Below are 17,529 nucleotides of genomic sequence, written 5' to 3' on the forward strand. Positions count from 1 at the left end.
CCCGTCACGCACCGCTATCCTCGAAACAAGTATGTCCACTCAATCCCCCCTCGAGGCGTTGCGCGCGCGGCTGCCCGAGCTGATGTCGCGCGACGAGCACCGCCTGCGCCGTCGGCTCGACGGCGCGCGCCGGTCGCGCGACAAGCAAGCCGTGGCCGAGCGCATCGCCGCCGACGTGACCGCCGCCGAGCTGCGCGTGCAGCGGCGGCGCGAGAGCGTGCCCAAGATCGAGTACCCCGAAGAACTGCCGGTCAGCAGGCTCAAGGACGAGATCGGCAAGGCGATCGCCGAGAACCAGGTGGTGATCGTCGCGGGCGAGACCGGCTCGGGCAAGACGACCCAGCTGCCGAAGATCTGCCTCGAGCTCGGCCGCGGCATCCGGGGACAGATCGGGCACACGCAGCCGCGCCGGCTGGCCGCGCGCACCGTGGCCGACCGCATCGCGAGCGAGCTGAAGACCGAGCTGGGCGACGCCGTCGGCTACAAGGTCCGCTTCACCGACCAGTCCGGCCAGGACACGCTGGTCAAGCTGATGACCGACGGCATCCTGCTCGCCGAGATCCAGACCGACCGGATGCTGCGCCAGTACGACACCCTCATCATCGACGAGGCCCACGAGCGCAGCCTCAACATCGACTTCATCCTCGGCTACGTCAAGCAGCTGCTGCCGCGCCGTCCCGACCTCAAGGTGATCATCACCTCGGCCACGATCGACCCGGAGCGCTTCTCGAAGCACTTCGACAACGCGCCGATCGTCGAGGTCTCCGGCCGCACCTACCCCGTCGAGGTCCGCTACCGGCCGATCATCGACCCGGAAGACCCCGAGGCCGACCCGGACCGCGACCAGACGCAGGGGATCCTCGACGCCGTCGCCGAGCTGAGTGCCGAAGGGCCCGGCGACATCCTCGTGTTCCTCTCCGGCGAACGCGAGATCCGCGATACGGCAGACGCGCTCAACCGCCTCGACCTGCGCAACACCGAGGTGCTGCCGCTGTACGCGCGGTTGTCGTCGGCCGACCAGCACCGCGTGTTCCAGCGTCACACCGGCCGCCGGATCGTGCTCGCGACGAACGTGGCCGAGACGTCGCTGACCGTGCCGGGCATCAAGTACGTGGTGGACCCGGGCACGGCGCGCATTTCGCGCTACAGCCACCGCACGAAGGTGCAGCGGCTGCCCATCGAGGCGATCTCGCAGGCGTCGGCCAACCAGCGCAAGGGCCGCAGCGGCCGCACGTCCGACGGCATCTGCATCCGCCTGTACTCCGAAGAGGACTTCGAGTCGCGGCCGGAGTTCACCGACCCGGAGATCCTGCGCACGAACCTGGCGTCCGTGATCCTGCAGATGACGTCGCTCGGGCTGGGCGACATGGCCGCGTTCCCGTTCGTGGAGCCGCCGGACCGCCGCCAGGTCACCGACGGCGTGCAGCTGCTGCAGGAGCTCGGCGCGTTCGAGGTGGACGACGCGTCGAAGCTGACGGACATCGGCCGCAAGCTCGCGCAGCTGCCGGTGGACCCGCGGATGGGCCGCATGGTGCTGGAGGCCGCGCGCAACGGGTGCGTGCGCGAGGTGATGATCATCGCCGCGGCACTGTCCATCCAGGACCCGCGGGAGCGTCCGGCGGAGAAGCAGCAGGCGGCCGACCAGCAGCACGCGCGCTTCGCCGACCCGACGTCCGATTTCCTCGCGTACCTCAACCTGTGGGAGTACGTCAGCGAGCAGCAGAAAGCGTTGACGGGCAACCAGTTCCGCCGCCTGTGCCGCAACGAGTACCTCAACTACCTGCGCATCCGCGAGTGGCAGGACATCTTCAGCCAGCTGCGCCAGCTGGCCAAGCCCCTGGACATTTCCCTCAGCACCACCCCGGCCGACCCGCAGCACGTGCACACGGCGCTGATCGCCGGTCTGCTCTCGCACATCGGCCTCAAGGACCCGGCCAAGGGCGACTACCTCGGCGCGCGCGGGGCGCGGTTCTCGGTGTTCCCGGGCTCGGCGCTGTTCAAGAAGCAGCCGCGCTGGGTGATGTCGGCGGAGCTCGTGGAGACCTCGCGGCTGTGGGGCCGCGTGAACGCGCGCATCGAGCCGGAGTGGGTCGAGCCGCTGGCCGCGCACGTGGTGAAGCGGTCGTATTCGGAGCCGCACTGGGAGCGCAAGCAGGGCGCCGTGATGGCGGTGGAGAAGGTGACGCTCTACGGCGTGCCGCTCGTCGCCGACCGCCGCGTGAACTACGGGCGCATCGATCCCGAGCTGTCGCGCGAGCTGTTCATCCGCCACGCGCTGGTGGAGGGCGACTGGCACACCAACCACAAGTTCTTCTCGGAGAACCGCGCGCTGCTCGACGAGGTCGAGGACCTGGAGAACCGCGCCCGCCGCCGCGACATCCTCGTGGACGACGAGACGCTGTTCGAGTTCTACGACCAGCGCGTGCCGGCCGACGTGGTGTCGGTGCGCCACTTCGACAGCTGGTGGAAGAAGGCCCGCCGCGGCGACCCGGACCTGCTTTCGTTCGAGAAGTCCATGCTCATCAACGAGACCGCGGGCGGCGTGCGCGAGTCGGACTACCCCGACTCGTGGACGCAGGGCTCGCAGGTCTTCGGCCTCACCTACCAGTTCGAGCCCGGCGCGGACGCCGACGGCGTCACCGTGCACATCCCGCTGCCCGTGCTGAACCAGGTGACGCCGGACGGTTTCGACTGGCAGGTGCCGGGCCTGCGTGCGGAGCTCGTGACCGCGCTGATCAAGTCCCTGCCGAAAGCCTTGCGGCGCAACTTCGTCCCGGCTCCCGACACGGCCGCGTATGTCCTTTCGCGAGTGTCGCCTTCGGACGGTCCGCTGATCGAGGTGCTGTCCGACGAGCTGTTCGCGCTGCGCCGCGTCGACGTGCCGCTGTCGGCCTACGACCTGTCCTCCGTGCCGGACCACCTGCGGGTGACGTTCCGCGTGGTCGACGACCGCGGCCGCAAGGTGGCCGAGGGCAAGGACCTGGAGGCGTTGAAGCTCAGCCTCGCCCCGAAGGTGCGCGAGACGATTTCGAAGGCCGCCAACAGCATCGAGAAGGCGGGGCTGGTCAAGCCGGATTTCGGCTCCCTGCCTCAGGTTTTCGCCTCCACACAGCGCGGCCACGACGTCAAGGCGTACCCGGCGCTGGTCGACGAGGGCTCGTCGGTCGCCGTCCGCCTGCTCGACACCCCGGCCCAGCAGCGGCACGCGATGTGGGCCGGCACCCGGCGCATGCTGCGGCTGAACCTGAACTCGCCGATGAAGTTCATCACGCGGTCGCTGTCCAACTCTTCCAAGCTCGTGCTGAACCGCAACCCGCACGGCAGCGTCGCCGCCCTGCTGGAGGACTGCGTCGACTGTGCCGTCGATTCGCTCATGGCCGCGGCCGGCGGCCCGGTCTGGGACGAGGCCGGCTTCGCGGTGCTGCTGGAGCACGTTCGGGCCGGCTTGAACCCGGCCGTGCTGGCGGTCCTCACCGACGTCGAGCGCATCCTGCGCGCGGCCATCGAGGTGGAGACGGTCCTGCCGGACACACGCGGCCCCGCGGAATCACTGGCCGACATGCGCGCGCAGCTCACCGGCCTCGTCCACGCGGGCTTCGTGACCGAAACGGGCGCTTCCCGCCTGCGCGACGTCGAGCGCTACCTGCGCGGCATCTCGCGCCGGCTCGACAAACTCGTCTCCGAGCCCACCCGGGACCTGCAACGGACGGCCGACATCGCGTGGATCACGGAGGAGTACCGCTCCGCCCTGGCCACCCTGCCGGCGGGCACCTCGTCGCCCGCCCTGTCGGAGGTGCGGTGGATGATCGAGGAACTGCGGGTCTCGTTCTTCGCCCAGACCTTGGGGACCGCGTATCCGGTGTCGCTGAAACGCATCACCAAGGCTCTGGACGACGCGGTGGCGGCTGTTTGACAGCGAGCGTCACGGCCGCCGCACCTGCCGACACGATCCCGGCGAACGCCGAAAAGGCAGCGGCCTGACCGCCGACACCCTTGAAGACCACCGCGGCGGCCTTGCTCCACGCGCGCTGCCGCACGGCGAGCTTCTCGAACTTGTGCTGCCGGAGGTGGCAGCCGAGCAGGATGCCGTTGGCGTTGTTGCGGCAGAACCCCACAGCCTTCGCAGGATCTTCTCCGTGCCTTTCTGACCATGCGAACCGAAGCTACTGATCTTCGTCATCCGCCCGATAGCTGCCCACGAGGGAATTCGCTGCTGTTGGCGAAACGTGAACTGCACGCTGAGCGATCCTCGTTGCCCCGAAGGGATTTCTTCGAGTTGGGCCGTATGGTGCCTGGTGCGCACGAACTCAGTTAGCTGATCCCCGCCCGCAGGCGGGTCGAGTCCTGGCCCGGGGGGACGCCGAACTGGCGGCGGTATTCGCGGCTGAACTGCGACGCGCTGTCGTAGCCCACGGCGTAGCCGATGGAGGCGACGTCGTCGTCGGTGCGGGAGAGCAGGAGCAGGCGGGCCTCCTGCAGGCGGATGTGTTTCTGGTACTGGATGGGCGTCATGGCCGTCACGGCGCGGAAGTGGCGGTGGAAGGACGACTCGCTCATCGCCGCGAGGCGGGCGAGGTCGGCGACGCGCAGGGACTCCGCGTGGTGGTCGCGGATCCAGCGGATGGCGCGCCCCACGTGGGACAGGCTGCTGTCGGCGAGGCCGATCTGGCGGATGGTCGCGCCCTGGTCGCCGGTGACGAGGCGCCAGAGGATCTCCTTCTCGATGAGCGGCGCGAGCACGCGGCGGTCGGCCGGGTGGTCGGTCAGGCGCAGCAGGCGGACGAACGCGTCGAGCAGCTCGGCGGGCGCGTCGCTCACCGTGATGGCCGACGGGGTGGCCGGGGTCGAGTTCGTGGTGCCCGTTTCGAGCAGGAGGGCGGCGACGGCTTCCGGCTTGAGGACGAGGCCGGCGCCCAGGAACGGTTCCGTGGGGCTGGCCTCCACGAAGTGCCCGGTCACGGGCATGTCGACGGTCACCACGAGGTACTGGCCGGCGCCGTACTCGTAGGTGCGCTCGCCCGTGCCGATGCGTTTGCGGCCCTGCGCGACGACGGCGAGCACCGGGCCGGTCAGCGACGCCGCCGGGTCGGTGGGCGCGCGTTCGCACGACAGCATCAGGCCGCCCGGCAGGTCGGTGCGGCCGGCGTGACGGGTGATCAGCGTGCGCAGCTCGGCGAGGGACACCCGTCGATTCGACCACGGCCGGCCACGACCGGGCAACTGGCGATCGTGACAGGATCAGGCAAGAGGCTACGACTTTCGGGCTCACGGCGGCGGCCTCGGCGCTGGTGTCATAAACGGGCAACGAAATCCCGTGATGAGCCAGGAGAATCCCCGTGAGCCTTGATTCCTACGTCCACCTCGGCCGGTCCGGCCTCGTCGTGAGCCCGTTCTGCCTCGGCGCCATGAACTTCGGCGAGGACACCGGCACCGGCTGCAGCGTCGAAGAGTCCGAGAGGATCCTGCAGACCTACCTCGACCGCGGCGGCAATTTCATCGACACCGCCAACTTCTACACGAACACCCATTCGGAGAAGATCGTCGGCGACTTCCTCGCCGCGACGCCGGGGCTACGCGACCGCGTGGTGCTGGCCACGAAGTTCTTCGTCAACCTGCACCCCGGCGACCCCAACGGCGGCGGCGCCGGCCGGAAGGCGATCCTGCACCAGCTGGACGACTCCCTGCGGCGTCTCGGCACCGACTACCTCGACCTCTACTACCTGCACAACTACGACCGCCACACACCTGTCGAGGAAACGCTGCGGACGCTCGACGATCTGGTCGCGGCCGGCAAGATCCGCTACGTCGGGTTCTCCGACACTCCGGCGTGGTTCACCGCGAAGGCCCAGACGATCGCCGAGTTCCGCGGGTGGGCGCCGGTCGCCGGGCTGCAGATGGAGTACTCCCTGCTGGAGCGCACGATCGAGAGTGAGCTGCTGCCGCTGGCGGAGGATGCGGGGATGGCGATGCTGCCGTGGAGCCCCTTGAAGAGCGGCTTCCTGTCCGGCAAGTACACCCGCGACGGCGCGGCCGCGGACACCCGGCGCGGCGCGGCGTTCGGGGTGGGGCCGACAGAGGAGCAGTTCCGGGTGATCGACGTGGTGGCCGGGATCGCGAAGGAGCTGGGCGTGAGCCCGGCCGCGGTGGCTCTGGCGTGGGTGCGGGGCCGGCCGGGGATCACGTCGACGTTGATCGGGCCCCGGCGGGTGGAGCACCTGACGGAGAACCTGGCCGCGCTCGACCTTCGGCTGAGCGCCGAGCAGGTCGCCGCGCTGGACGAGGTTTCCGCGCCTCGGCTCAACTTCCCGGCCGAGCTGAACCGCGGCATGGCCCCGCTGCTGCGCTACGCGGGCGCGACCGTGAACGGGCAGGAGCACGGGGTGTACCCGCCGCTGCTGCAGAACCCCACGCGGTACTGACCGTCAGCCGGCGATGTGGCAGTACAGCCGGCCGCCCGAGGGCTTCGCCTGCTTCGCGAGGGCGGCGAGCTCGTCCACGACGGGCAGCAGGTCCGCGGCGCTGCCCTCGAGCTTCTCGTCGCTCGACCAGAACCCCGCCAGCTCCCGGCGGCGCGCCTCGTCGGTGGCCGCGATGGCGTCGCGGAACTCGTCGGTGAGCGTGACGACCACGATGTCGCCTTCCCCGACCTCCGCGAGCAGCTTCATCGCCCGCGGCCGGTCGGCGGCCGCTTCCTCGCCGATCCCCGTGAGGAACGCCTCGGCCCGCGGCACCTGCAGGTACGGGTCGAGGTGCTTGAAGGAGGCCGTGGGGAACAGCGCGGCCGGGCCTTCGGGCGCTTCGAGGGACGTTACGGCTGCTTCGTCCGAATTCGCCGTGAAGTAGCTGTAGAGCATGGTGTGACTCAACCACAGGGCGACCCCGCGCAAAAGCGGAGCGCCCCGTGGGCCGAGGAGTGGGCGGACGTCAGTCGCCGGAGAAGCCCCAGAAGAAGACCTCCGTGGGGGTGCCGTTGTGGTACAGCACCAGGCTTCGGCCGGTCCAGCGCTCGCCCATCAGGTCGGCGAGGGGGCCGGAGGGGCCGGGCTGGAAGACGCGGTCGAAGTCGGCCGCCGACGGTTGGTGGGTGCCGAACACCTCGGTCAGTTCGGTGGCGCTCAACGGGCGGATGGTGCCCACGCTGCCGGCTTCGGAGATCTCGTGGGTGTCGAGGATCGAGTGGGTGCCCGCGTCCCAGAAGTTTTCGGAGTCCTTGGCGGCTTCGAGGTCGGGCAGGGATCTGGGCCGGGGCACGGGCGCGACGTACTCGGGATCGAAGGTCTCCCACGGCCAGAGGTAGTCACCGGTGGACAGGAGTTGTGCCTGGACGAACCGGTGCGTTGCTTTGACGCTGCCGACAAAGGGCGCGCGGTAGTGCCAGCCTGAGGCTCCCATTGACGAATCTCCTCGGGGTTATTTCGCGTCGGCGTAGGTGTCGACGGCGAGGGCCTGCATGGGGAAGTGCACCGGGCACGCTTCGCCGAACAGCATCTGCGCGGACTCGGTCACGGTGGACTCGATGAGGGCCGACACGGTGGGCGCCAGGTCGGCCGGGGTGTGGACGATCACCTCGTCGTGCTGGAAGAACACGAGGTGGGCGGGGGCGGGGAGGCGGCCGCGGAGAGTGGCGAGGAGGACGGCGGTCAGGTCGGCCGCGCTGGCCTGCACGACGAAGTTGCGGGTGAAACGGCCCCAGCCGCGGGAGGCGCGGCGGGCGCGGGTTTCCGTGGCCTCGTCGTCGGCGAGGCCGCCGGTGAGGGCGCGCCACGCGGCGGAGGGGGCGGGGGAGGTGCGGCCCAGCCGGGACCGCACGCGTTCGCCGCGCTCGCCGGCGGCCGCGGCTTGCTCCACATAGGACACGGCGTCGGGGAAACGCTGGCGCAGCAGGGCGAGCAGCGGGCCCGCCTCGCCGGAGGTGCCGCCGTACATGGCCGACAGCATCGCGATCTTGGCTCGCGAGCGGTCGTCCGCGGAGCCGGACGGCGGGGGAACGTAGCGGGCGCCCGAAAAAAGCGCCTCGCCCAGCCGGGCGTACAGGTCCGTGGCCGCCGAGACCTCGGCCAGCCGGCGGTCGCCCGACAGCGCCGTGAGCACTCGTGGCTCGAGCTGAGCGGCGTCGGCGACCACGAGTTTCCACCCCGGATCCGCGCGGACGCACGTGCGCAGCACCTTGGGGATCTGCAGCGCCCCGCCGCCGCGGGTGGCCCAGCGGCCGGAGACGACGCCGCCGACGACGTAGTGGGGGCGGAAGCGGCCGTCGGTGACCCATTCGTCGAGCCAGGCCCAGCCGTTGGCCGAGTGCAGGCGCGAGAGTTCCTTGTACTCCAGCAACGGCGCGACGGCCGGGTGGTCGATGTCGCGCAGCAGGTACTTGCGCGCGGCCGGCACCTCGATGCCCTCACGGGCGAGCGCGCGGATGACGCTCGGCGACGAGTCGGGGTTCACCGGCCGCCCGCCGAACGCGTCGGTGATCTGCGCGGCCAAGGCGACCAGCGCTTTCGGCCGCTGCCCGGACGGCACGCGCGGACCGAGCCGGGACTCCAGCAGCGCCCGGTGCAGGTCCGCCCGCCACGGCAGCCCCGCCGCCGACATCTCCGCCGCGGCCAGCGCGCTCGCCGACTCGGCCGCCAGCAGCAGCCGCATCCGCCCGGGCGACGCGACGGAAGCCACGCGCTTGTCCTGCTCCGCCAGCACACCACGAACCGCGTCGACGACCGTGACGTCAGGCGGCAGGCCCGGTCCGCGCGGCGAGAACAGCGTGGGCTGCGCCGCCTCGCCGAACGCCGGCCCGTCGTCGGGCGGCTCCTCGCCCCGCGCTCGCGCCCACGCCGCGCGCAGGCTGCGCGACTCGCTTTCGCGGCCTTCGTACGCGAGCAGCAGGCCTTCCGCCAGACCCAGGTCGTAACAGCGCCCCAGCCGCACGCCCGCGTCGATGAGCTTCGGGTACAGCGCGTCGACCGAGGGCAGCACCCAGCGCGGCGCCTCGGCCTCCTCGAGCCGCCGCACCTCGGCCACCCACTCGGCCTTCGACAGCCCGCGGGAAGTGCCCGCCGGCGTCGAGATCGTGTAGCCGGAGTCCTCCTCCTGGCCGGTGATCACCTGCACGTCGTCATTGTGCTCGGGGGCACCGACAATTCCGGTCACCGAACCCGGCCGCCGTGGTCTGGTGCACGCCCGCCCGGCTTGGTCTACTGTCGAGTAGCCACCCATACCGGCGGTACGGGCGGCTTTCCCCCGCAGCAGCAACGGAGGTGCCCGGATGAGGAACCCGGCCGGGGTGTTCGGCCTCGCCAGCCAGGTCACGGACAAGGTGGCCGAGACCGTGCGCAGCATCGACGTGATGCGCCGCGCGGGACTCGTGCCGTTCCCGCGGCTCGACGAGGGCGTGCGCTCGGTCGTCGCCATCCGGAAGTACGGCCCGTTCGCCGGCGCCAACCACATCGCCGCACGCCGCGACCCCGCGGCCGTCGGGATCGTCGACGAGCTCGGCCCGCTCACGTTCAAGCAGCTCGACGACCGGTCCAACGCGCTGGCCAGGGCCTGGTCCGAGCGCGGGCTCGGCGAGGGCACCGTGATCGCCGCGCTGTGCCGCGACCACCGCGGCCTCGTGCTCACCATGGCCGCCGCCGGCAAGCTCGGCGCGCGCCTGCTGCTGATGAACACCGGCTTCGCCAAGCCGCAGCTGGCCGACGTCGCGCAGCGCGAACGCGTCACCGCGCTCGTCTACGACCAGGAGTTCACCGGTCTGCTCGACGCGATCTCCGGTGACGTCGAGCGCTACCTCGCGTGGGTCGACGAGCCGGGTGACCACTCCGTGCCGGTGCTCGACGAGATCATCGCCAGCACCGACGACCGCCCGCTGCCCGCGCCCGCCAAGCCCGGCGGGTTCGTGCTGCTCACGAGTGGCACCACCGGCACGCCGAAGGGCGCGCCGCGGCCCCACACGTCGCCGCTGGCGTCCGCGCAGTTCCTCGACCGCATCCCGCTGCGCGCGGGCGAAGCCACGTACATGGGCGCGCCGCTGTTCCACGGCACGGGGCTTTCGCAGTTCATCCTGAGCTTCGCGCTGGGCTGCAAGGTGGTGATGCGGCGCAAGTTCGACCCGGAGCAGACACTCAAGGGCGTCGCCGAGCACCGGTGCACCACGCTCGTGCTGGTGCCGACGATGCTGCAGCGCATCGTCGACCTGCCGGCTTCGGTGCGTTCGCGGTACGACACGTCGTGCCTGCGGATCATCTTCGTCGCGGGCTCCGCGCTGTCGCCGGACCTGGGCAACCGGGCCAACGAGCAGTTCGGCGACGTCGTGCACAACCTTTACGGCTCAACGGAAGTCGCCGTCGCGACCGTCGCCACGCCGGAGGACTGGCGCAAGGCGCCGGGCACCGTCGGGCGCGCGCCCGTGGGTTGCCGCGTCGCGCTGTACGACGAGCACGGCCGCCAGATCTCCGAGCCGAACGTGACGGGCCGCGTCTTCGTCGGCAGCGGCCTCAGCTTCGGCGGCTACACCGACGGGCGCCACAAGGAGATCATCGACGGCCTCCTCTCCAGCGGCGACGTCGGCCACTTCGACGACGACGGCCTCCTCTTCATCGACGGCCGCGACGACGAGATGATCGTCTCCGGCGGCGAGAACGTGTTCCCCGTCGAGGTCGAAAACCTCCTGGTCGAACGCGACGACGTGATCGAGGCCGCCGTGATCGGCGTCGTCGACGAGCAGTTCGGCCAGCGCCTCAAGGCGTTCGTGGTGCGCAGCGAGAACTCCACCCTGGACGCCGACGGCGTGCGCGACTACGTGAAGTCGAACCTCGCCCGCTACAAGGTCCCCCGCGACGTCGAGTTCCTGGCCGAGCTGCCACGCAATGCGACGGGGAAGGTGCTGCGCTCCAAGCTGAGCTGACTCGGTGCGCGTGGCCGGAAGCTGCCGAACCGGACAGGCACGGCCGGCGGCGATCTCACCTGCGAGACTTCGGCGGATCGCTCTCCTTGGTGTGTACCGGGAAATCGGGCGGCGTGGCCCGAGTCCGAGTTGAGCGCACGCGAACCCCGAACCTGACTTGTCCGGCCCGCTCACTCGGCGAGGTCTTCGGTGGGCCACTTTGTCAGGAAGGCGCCCAGCGCGTTGTCGATCAGTGCTCCTCGCGCGGTGGGCTCCTGGCCTGGTCCCAGGTGCTCCGTGAAGGCGTCGGACAAGACCTCGATGACCAGCTCTTGCTGATCTACGGTCGGCTTTTCCCGCGTCTGAAGGGCATGCAGCAGATCGGGGTTTCGTTCTCCGAGCAAGCTGGTGATGACGGTTCGGAACTCGTCAGGGAGGGTGTCGATGACGGTGTTCACTCATGCCTCCAGCCGGCTCGGGAACGCGCCCACGCGGTGACGACCGTTCCTTCTTCGTTGAGGTTTTGCCACCGGGCCCGCTGACTCACTCCCACCCGATGCCGAAGATGCCCGGCCCGAAGTCGAGGGCCACGGCGTGCACGCCGCCCGCCGAGTCGAGGCGGAGGCGGCGGCGGGTGGGGGCCGAGTCGCCGCGGGAGTATTGCCAGCAGCGTGCGGGTTCGGCTTCCGGGGCGAAGCGGATTTCCAGCAGGTATTCGCGGACGGGGCGGCGGAATTCGCGGTAGTGCGTGGCGCGGCATTGGGGGTAGGGCGGGCCCGCGTTGGTGAGGGAGTACTCGATCAGGTGTGTCTCGCCGCGGTCGAGTGGGCGGTCGAAGAGCAGTTCCGCCACCAGGATGCCGTGGGAGGCGTCCGCCTCGAAGCGGCCGACGCGGCAGTTGCGCACGGCGTGGACCTGCGGCACGGACGCGGCGTCGTCCTGCGCGTAGACGAGCAGCCAGCGGTCGAGGCCGTCGGCGCCGGCCTGGAAGACGGCGCGGGACGTGACGGCCTGCTGGCCGCCGTCGGCGGCGATCTCGCAGCGGTCGTGGAGGCCGACGAGCTTGAGGTGCTGCTGCTGGTCGAGCATGTTGGGCGCGCCGACGCGGTCCAGCAGCGGCTGCAGCGTCTCGCGGGTGAACGTCAGCGGCTCCTCGCCGACGCGGTCGCGGCGGGTGGCGCCGCGTGGGCGCGGCGGGGGCAGCAGGCCGAGCAACGAGCCGGCCGGCACGTCGAGGATCTCCTCCAGCACGCGCACCGCCGACAGCGAACTCGCGCGTTCGGGCTGGCGTTTGCCCGACTGCCAGTAGCTCAGCGCCGTGACGCTGACGGCCGCGCCGCGGGCCCGCAGCCGGGCCTGGATCCGGTCGAGCGACAGGCCGCTGGCGGTGATCGCCGCGCGCAGCGCGCTCGCGAACGCGGTCCGGGCGCCGTCGGCCCCGGACTCGTCCGCAGTTCCACCAGCCATGCCCCCGCCCGTGGTCTCGCACCGCACCGGTTCGTGGTGAAAACCCGGGTCCGAAACCCGTGGTCCGCCGATCGGGTGTCCGGACCCAGCGCCCGAGAACCCAGAGTGTCCGAAAACCCACAGTGTCCGAACCGACACGCAGACCGTATCAGCAGCCGACCAGGCACTCCGCGTCACCACTGGGGCGAACGGGCTAGTACTGGCAACTGTGAACCATTGCCCTGACCTGCGGGGCCGCGTTTGTATGGCCATCGAGCCCCGCACCGGCGATCCCGGTCGCGGCGGAGTTACTTCGGCCCCGGCCCGCGGTCCGCGCCCCGTGCACGGCCGGCGGCCGTACCCGGTACCGGTGGCCCGGCGATGCCCCCAGCGCCGGGCCACCGGTCAAGGGCCGGGGCACGGTGGTTACCAACCGGTAGGATCCGGCTCATGGTCCTGCGGAAGAACATCCTGATCACCGGCGCCAGCTCGGGGCTCGGCGAAGGCATGGCGCGCCAGTTCGCGGCCCGTGGGCGCAACCTCGCCCTCTGCGCGCGGCGCACCGACCGCCTCGACGAGCTCGCGGCCGAGCTCAAGGCCGCCTACCCCGGGATCACGGTCGTCACCCGCCCGCTCGACGTGAACGACCACGATCGCGTGTTCACCGTCTTCGAGGAGTTCCGCGGTGAGCTCGGCTCGCTCGACCGCGTGATCGTGAACGCCGGGCTCGGCAAGGGCCAGCCCGTCGGCAAGGGCCGCTTCGACGCCAACCGCCAGACGCTGGAGACCAACTTCGTCGCGGCGGCCGCCCAGATCGAAGCCGCCGTCGGCATCTTCCGCGAGCAGCGCGAAGGGCACCTGGCCGTGGTCTCGTCGTTCAGCGCGATCCGGGGCCTGCCCAGGAACCTCACCGCGTACGCCGCGTCGAAGGCCGGGATTTCCGCGTTCGTGGCGGGTACGCGCGTCGAGCTGCGCCGCACGGACATCAGCGTCACCGAGATCCGCCCCGGCTACATCGCGTCCGAGATGTCCGCGCGCAGCGGCAGCACGCCGTTGCTGACCGGCGCCGAAGCGGGGGCCCGCGCGATGGCCAAGGCGATCGAGGCGGAGCCGAAAATGGCGTACGTTCCTTCGTGGCCGTGGGTGCCGCTCAGTGCGGTCATGCGCGTGCTGCCCGCCGGCCTGCTGGCCAAGTTTTCCTGACGAGCCAAAGGAGCAAGTGCGTTGGGTGCGATCTACCTCGTCCGCCACGGTCAGGCCTCGTTCGGCGCGGCCGACTACGACGCGCTGTCCGAGCGCGGCTTCGAACAGTCCACTGTGGTCGGTCGTGAGCTCGCGCGCCGCGGCGTCGAGTTCGCGCAGGTGCGCTCCGGTTCGCTGGCCCGCCAGCGCGACACGGCGGCGACGGCGCTGAAGACGCTCGGCTCCGACGTGGCCGTGATCGAGGACCCGCGCTGGAACGAATACGACCACGTGGACATTTCGCGCCACCACGCCGGCGGCGCGCCGCAGGAGGATTCCCGCGAGTACCAGGGCGTGCTCGACGCCGCGCTCGGCGCGTGGGTGGCGGCCGGCGCCGATGGGCCGTGCGCCGAGACGTGGCCGGCGTTCCTGGAACGCTGCACGGCCGGGCTGACCGACCTCATCGCGTCGCTCGGCAAGGGCGAGCACGCGCTCGTGTTCACCTCCGGCGGCGTGATCGGCACGATCGCGGGCGCGATCCTGGGTGTGCCCGAGGTCGGCCTGCTGAAGTTCAACCGCGTCACCGTGAACACCGGCATCACCAAGCTCACCTCGGGCCGCGGCGGCGTGAACCTGCTGACGTTCAACGAACACCCGCACTTCGAAGCGGAGGCGGCGCGGCTGCTCACCTACCGGTAGGAGGTTCGTGATGGATTTCGGTGACGTCACGGTGGTCCCGGTCAACGGGCACGCACCCGAAGACGTGGTGGTCGACGCCGAGGGCCGGGTCTACACCGGCGTCGACGACGGCCGGATCCTGCGCGTGACCCCCGACGGCCGCCGCATCGACGTCCTCGGCGACACCGGCGGCCGTCCGCTGGGCCTGGAGCTCCACGGCGAGGACCTCCTGATCTGCGACGCCCGCGCCGGCCTGCTCACGATGCCGCTGACCGGGGGAGCGGTGCGCGTCCTCGCGACCTCCGCCGCCGGCCTCCCCCTGGTGTTCTGCAACAACGCCGCCGTCGCCACCGACGGCACGATCTACTTCACCGACTCCTCGCGCCGCTTCGGCATCGACCGCTGGCGCGACGACCTCATCGAGCAGACCGCCGGCGGGCGCCTCCTGCGCCGCGCCCCGGACGGCACCATCGACCTGATCGCCGACGGCCTCCAGTTCGCCAACGGCGTCGCCCTGCCGCCGGACGAGTCCTTCGTGGCCGTCGCCGAAACCGGCGAGTTCCGCGTCACGCGCTTCTGGCTCCACGGCACGCGCCAAGGCCAGCGCGACACCCTCGTGGACGATCTGCCCGGCTTCCCCGACAACATCGCCACCGGCAGCGACGGCCTGATCTGGGTCACGCAGGCCTCCGTGCGAGTGCCTGCGCTGGACGCCGTCCGCCGCCTGCCCGCCTCGTTGCGCGCCGCCGTGCGCTCGCTGCCGGCTGCCCTCCAGCCCACCCCGAAACGTCAGGTCGGCGTGCTCGGCATCGCCGCCGACGGCGCCGTGGAGCACGAGCGGTGGGGCGAGATCCCGGGCTTCCACATGCTCGTCGGCGTCCGCGAACACGCCGGCCGCCTCTGGTTCGGCTCGCTGGAGGGCAATGCCATCGCACACACCGCGGTGTGATCAGATGTCCGGGCCCATCCCGGACCCCCTGAGGAGCACACGGTGACGGACGACGACCTGGCCCGGCGCCTGCTCAAGGCCACCCACGGCGGCCCCGCCGTCGCTCCCGCACCCGTGGCCGACCTCGCGCACGCCTACCGCGTCTCCCGCGTGACCCGGGACCTGGCCCTGGCCGCCGGTGACCGCCTCGCGGGCTACAAGGTCGGGCTCACGTCCGACCCGGCCCGCGCCACCTACGGCGCCACCGAACCCGCCTTCGGCCACGTCCTGGCTTCCACGGTGCTGCAAGCCGGGCAACCGTTGCCGACCGCCGCCATGTTCGCCCCGCGCGCCGAAGTCGAAGTCGCCTTCCTCCTCGGAAGCCCCCTCTCCGGCCCCGGCACCACCCCCGAAGCCGTCCTCGCCGCGACCACCGCGATCGCCCCCGCCTTCGAAATCGTCGACTCCCGCTGGTCCGGCGGCCCGACGACGTTGCCCATGCTCGCCGCCGACAACACCAACGCCGCCTACGTCTTCCTCGGCCCCCAGGCGCCGGTGCCGCACGACCTTTCGGGCCTCAAGTGCACGCTCAAAATCGGGGACCAGGTCATCCCCGGCTCCGCCGCGGCGGTGATGAACGGCGACCCGGCCGCCGCGGTGGCGTGGCTCGCGAACCACCTCGCGGAGACGGGCGAGTCGCTTCCGGCAGGGGCCGTGGTCCTGACGGGCACGCTGTGCGCGCCGACGCCGTTCACGGGCGGGGACACCCTGTTCGCCGAGGTGACGGGGCTGGGCAGCCTGACTCTGGCGACGCAGTAGCCGGCCCCGGGACGAACCGAGTCCCCGGCACCTCGCGTGCCGGGGCCTCGTCGTGAGGTGTTACCGGCCGGTCCACTGTGGACTGCGCCCCGCCGACCACGCGGCATAGAACTCCTTGTGGTCGTGGGCCGTCATCAGCAACGCCTGCGTCATCGCCTCGAGCTCGATCGACGACCCCAGATCCATGTCCAATTCCCGCGTCAGCAGCACCTTCGTCGTCGAATAGGCCAACGCCGGCCCATCGGCAAGCCGTCGCGCGAGCGCCGCCGCGGTCGACGCCAGCTCGGCATCCTCCACCACCGACGTCGCCAACCCGATCGCCTCAGCCCGCGCCGACTCCAGCTTGTCACCCAACATCAGCAACTCCGTGGCCCGCCCGAGCCCCACCAGCCGCGGCAGCAGATAGGCCGAACCCATGTCCGCCCCGGCCAACCCGACCTTCGTGAACAGGAACGCGAACTTCGCCGACTTGGCCAGCACCCGGAAATCGGAAGCCAACGCGATCACCGACCCCGCGCCCGCCGCCACCCCGTTGACCGCGGCGATCACCGGAATCGGCGTCTCCCGCAACGCCTTCACCACCGCCCCCGTCATCCGCGTGAACTCGAGCAGCTCGGCGGTCTCCATCTTCTGCAGCTCGCCGATGATCTCCTCGACATCCCCACCCGAGCAGAACCCGCGCCCCTGTCCGGTGATCACGAGCACCTTCACATCCCCGCGATGCGGCAGTTCCAAAACCAGATTCCGCAGATCCGCATACACGTCGAACGTCAGCGCGTTCAGCTTCTCCGGCCGGTTGAACGTCAGCGTCGCCACGCCGTCGGCCACGGTGAACTCGAAGTGGTCCCACGACTTGGTGATCGGGGCCGTCGCACGGAACGGGCTCATTTCTGAATTCCTCCACCATCGAGTACGAGAGTCTGTCCATTGATCGCCGCCGCTTCCTCCGCGGCGAAGAACGCCACCGCGAACGCGACCTCCGACGGTTCGAGCAACCGCCCCAACGGCGAAGCGGCCGCCAGCGCCGCCTCGGCGTCGGCTTCGTCGCGGCCGGTGCGTTCGCGGATGCGGGCGACCGAGTCGGCCGTCATGTCCGTGCGCACGAACGCCGGGCACACCGCGTTGGCCGTCACCCCGGTGCCGGTGAGCTCCGCGGCGACCGCGCGCATCAGCCCCACGGCGGCGTGCTTCGAGGCCGTGTACCCCGTGGTGTAGCGGTACCCGACGTGGCCGGCCGTCGAGGCCACCGTGACGATCCGGCCGCGGTCACGCGAGCGCATGCCGGGCAGCACCTCGCGGGTGCACAGGAACGCGCCGGTTGCGTTGACCTCGAACTGCCCGCGCCAGTCCTCCAGCGACGTCTTGGCAGTGGGGGCGCTCGACGAGATCCCGGCGTTGTTCACGAGCACGTCGATCGGGCCGAGCTCGGCGAAGTACGAGCGCACGGCCTGCTCGTCGGTCACGTCGCACTCGCGTCTGCCGGGCGCGTGCACCGTGTCACCCGCCGCGGTGAAGTGTTCCGCGATCGCCGCGCCGATGCCGCGAGTGCCGCCGGTGACGACCACCAGCCGTTTCATCCAGCCTCCTGACAACCTGCTCGTTC

16 protein-coding genes are annotated in these 17,529 nt (G+C 70.9%); 7 read left to right on the forward strand and 9 right to left on the reverse strand.

Features of this window, described 5'->3' with window-relative positions:
- Positions 1 to 31: 31 nt before the first annotated feature.
- A complete protein-coding gene (hrpA, locus tag ACFY1H_RS18895) occupies positions 32 to 3,913 on the forward strand; it encodes an ATP-dependent RNA helicase HrpA (RefSeq protein WP_366587174.1) in 3,882 nt (1,293 codons plus the stop codon).
- On the opposite strand, the gene ACFY1H_RS18900 is transcribed toward hrpA, so the two are convergent.
- Positions 3,876 to 4,115 carry a hypothetical protein gene (locus ACFY1H_RS18900; protein ID WP_386947813.1) on the reverse strand — a complete coding sequence of 80 codons (240 nt, stop codon included), beginning with the start codon at positions 4,113 to 4,115 and terminating at the stop codon, positions 3,876 to 3,878. The genes hrpA and ACFY1H_RS18900 overlap by 38 nt on opposite strands.
- Positions 4,116 to 4,311: 196 nt before the next feature.
- Positions 4,312 to 5,184, reverse strand: a complete 873-nt coding sequence (locus ACFY1H_RS18905) for an AraC family transcriptional regulator N-terminal domain-containing protein (protein ID WP_386947815.1) — start codon at positions 5,182 to 5,184, stop codon at positions 4,312 to 4,314.
- Between the two features lie 152 nt (positions 5,185 to 5,336).
- Here ACFY1H_RS18905 and ACFY1H_RS18910 point away from each other — a divergent pair, with 152 nt between their 5' ends.
- Positions 5,337 to 6,419, forward strand: a complete 1,083-nt coding sequence (locus tag ACFY1H_RS18910) for an aldo/keto reductase (protein ID WP_386947817.1) — start codon at positions 5,337 to 5,339, stop codon at positions 6,417 to 6,419.
- A 3-nt stretch (positions 6,420 to 6,422) separates the two neighbouring features.
- Here the strand turns inward: ACFY1H_RS18910 and ACFY1H_RS18915 are convergent, their stop codons facing one another.
- From ACFY1H_RS18915 to ACFY1H_RS18925, 3 genes are all read right to left on the reverse strand, one after another.
- Entirely contained in the window at positions 6,423 to 6,854 is a 432-nt protein-coding gene (locus ACFY1H_RS18915; RefSeq protein ID WP_366587182.1) for a hypothetical protein, read from the reverse strand.
- Positions 6,855 to 6,924: 70 nt separating this feature from the next.
- Positions 6,925 to 7,392: a hypothetical protein gene (locus ACFY1H_RS18920; protein WP_386947819.1), complete on the reverse strand. Its 468-nt coding sequence runs from the start codon at positions 7,390 to 7,392 to the stop codon at positions 6,925 to 6,927.
- Between the two features lie 18 nt (positions 7,393 to 7,410).
- A complete protein-coding gene (locus ACFY1H_RS18925) occupies positions 7,411 to 9,102 on the reverse strand; it encodes a bifunctional 3'-5' exonuclease/DNA polymerase (protein ID WP_386947821.1) in 1,692 nt (563 codons plus the stop codon).
- 154 nt (positions 9,103 to 9,256) lie between these two features.
- On the opposite strand from ACFY1H_RS18925, the gene ACFY1H_RS18930 reads away from it, so the two are divergent.
- A complete protein-coding gene (locus ACFY1H_RS18930) occupies positions 9,257 to 10,894 on the forward strand; it encodes an acyl-CoA synthetase (protein ID WP_386947823.1) in 1,638 nt (545 codons plus the stop codon).
- Between the two features lie 170 nt (positions 10,895 to 11,064).
- Here the strand turns inward: ACFY1H_RS18930 and ACFY1H_RS18935 are convergent, their stop codons facing one another.
- Both ACFY1H_RS18935 and ACFY1H_RS18940 read right to left on the reverse strand, forming a co-directional pair.
- Complete coding sequence (locus ACFY1H_RS18935; protein WP_366587191.1) at positions 11,065 to 11,331, reverse strand: hypothetical protein; 267 nt, start codon at positions 11,329 to 11,331, stop codon at positions 11,065 to 11,067.
- An 85-nt stretch (positions 11,332 to 11,416) separates the two neighbouring features.
- Positions 11,417 to 12,340: a hypothetical protein gene (locus tag ACFY1H_RS18940; RefSeq protein ID WP_366587193.1), complete on the reverse strand. Its 924-nt coding sequence runs from the start codon at positions 12,338 to 12,340 to the stop codon at positions 11,417 to 11,419.
- Between the two features lie 429 nt (positions 12,341 to 12,769).
- Between ACFY1H_RS18940 and ACFY1H_RS18945 the strand changes: the two genes are divergently transcribed.
- The 4 genes from ACFY1H_RS18945 to ACFY1H_RS18960 are packed head-to-tail and all read left to right on the forward strand — an operon-like array spanning position 12,770 to position 15,926.
- The gene (locus ACFY1H_RS18945) at positions 12,770 to 13,522 is read left to right on the forward strand and encodes an SDR family oxidoreductase (protein WP_386947826.1); all 753 of its coding nucleotides are present in this window, start codon (positions 12,770 to 12,772) and stop codon (positions 13,520 to 13,522) included.
- 21 nt (positions 13,523 to 13,543) lie between these two features.
- On the forward strand, positions 13,544 to 14,200 hold the full coding sequence (locus tag ACFY1H_RS18950; RefSeq protein WP_366587197.1) for a histidine phosphatase family protein: 657 nt from the start codon (positions 13,544 to 13,546) through the stop codon (positions 14,198 to 14,200).
- A 10-nt stretch (positions 14,201 to 14,210) separates the two neighbouring features.
- The gene (locus tag ACFY1H_RS18955; RefSeq protein WP_386947828.1) at positions 14,211 to 15,128 is read left to right on the forward strand and encodes an SMP-30/gluconolactonase/LRE family protein; all 918 of its coding nucleotides are present in this window, start codon (positions 14,211 to 14,213) and stop codon (positions 15,126 to 15,128) included.
- Positions 15,129 to 15,170: 42 nt separating this feature from the next.
- Positions 15,171 to 15,926 (forward strand): 2-keto-4-pentenoate hydratase, encoded by a 756-nt coding sequence (locus ACFY1H_RS18960; RefSeq protein WP_386947830.1) that lies wholly within the window; start codon positions 15,171 to 15,173, stop codon positions 15,924 to 15,926.
- Between the two features lie 60 nt (positions 15,927 to 15,986).
- Here ACFY1H_RS18960 and ACFY1H_RS18965 read toward each other — a convergent pair whose 3' ends face one another.
- Together ACFY1H_RS18965 and ACFY1H_RS18970 are read right to left on the reverse strand one after the other, a co-directional pair.
- Positions 15,987 to 16,814, reverse strand: a complete 828-nt coding sequence (locus tag ACFY1H_RS18965; protein WP_386947832.1) for an enoyl-CoA hydratase family protein — start codon at positions 16,812 to 16,814, stop codon at positions 15,987 to 15,989.
- On the reverse strand, positions 16,811 to 17,503 hold the full coding sequence (locus ACFY1H_RS18970) for an SDR family NAD(P)-dependent oxidoreductase (protein ID WP_386947834.1): 693 nt from the start codon (positions 17,501 to 17,503) through the stop codon (positions 16,811 to 16,813). The genes ACFY1H_RS18965 and ACFY1H_RS18970 overlap by 4 nt, the downstream gene beginning before the upstream one ends.
- Positions 17,504 to 17,529: the final 26 nt, after the last annotated feature.

The sequence above is a fragment of the Amycolatopsis sp. NPDC001319 genome, from assembly GCF_042896185.1.
In the GTDB taxonomy this organism is placed as follows: Bacteria; Actinomycetota; Actinomycetes; order Mycobacteriales; family Pseudonocardiaceae; genus Amycolatopsis.

Excerpts from the sequence above, each read along its gene's own strand:
- hrpA (WP_366587174.1), top strand. The coding sequence starts at position 32 with ATGTCCACTCAATCCCCCCTCGAGGCGTTGCGCGCGCGGCTGCCCGAG.
- ACFY1H_RS18915 (WP_366587182.1), bottom strand. The coding sequence starts at position 6,854 with ATGCTCTACAGCTACTTCACGGCGAATTCGGACGAAGCAGCCGTAACG.
- ACFY1H_RS18920 (WP_386947819.1), bottom strand. The coding sequence starts at position 7,392 with ATGGGAGCCTCAGGCTGGCACTACCGCGCGCCCTTTGTCGGCAGCGTC.
- ACFY1H_RS18930 (WP_386947823.1), top strand. The coding sequence starts at position 9,257 with ATGAGGAACCCGGCCGGGGTGTTCGGCCTCGCCAGCCAGGTCACGGAC.
- ACFY1H_RS18940 (WP_366587193.1), bottom strand. The coding sequence starts at position 12,340 with ATGGCTGGTGGAACTGCGGACGAGTCCGGGGCCGACGGCGCCCGGACC.
- ACFY1H_RS18945 (WP_386947826.1), top strand. The coding sequence starts at position 12,770 with ATGGTCCTGCGGAAGAACATCCTGATCACCGGCGCCAGCTCGGGGCTC.
- ACFY1H_RS18955 (WP_386947828.1), top strand. The coding sequence starts at position 14,211 with ATGGATTTCGGTGACGTCACGGTGGTCCCGGTCAACGGGCACGCACCC.
- ACFY1H_RS18965 (WP_386947832.1), bottom strand. The coding sequence starts at position 16,814 with ATGAGCCCGTTCCGTGCGACGGCCCCGATCACCAAGTCGTGGGACCAC.
- ACFY1H_RS18970 (WP_386947834.1), bottom strand. The coding sequence starts at position 17,503 with ATGAAACGGCTGGTGGTCGTCACCGGCGGCACTCGCGGCATCGGCGCG.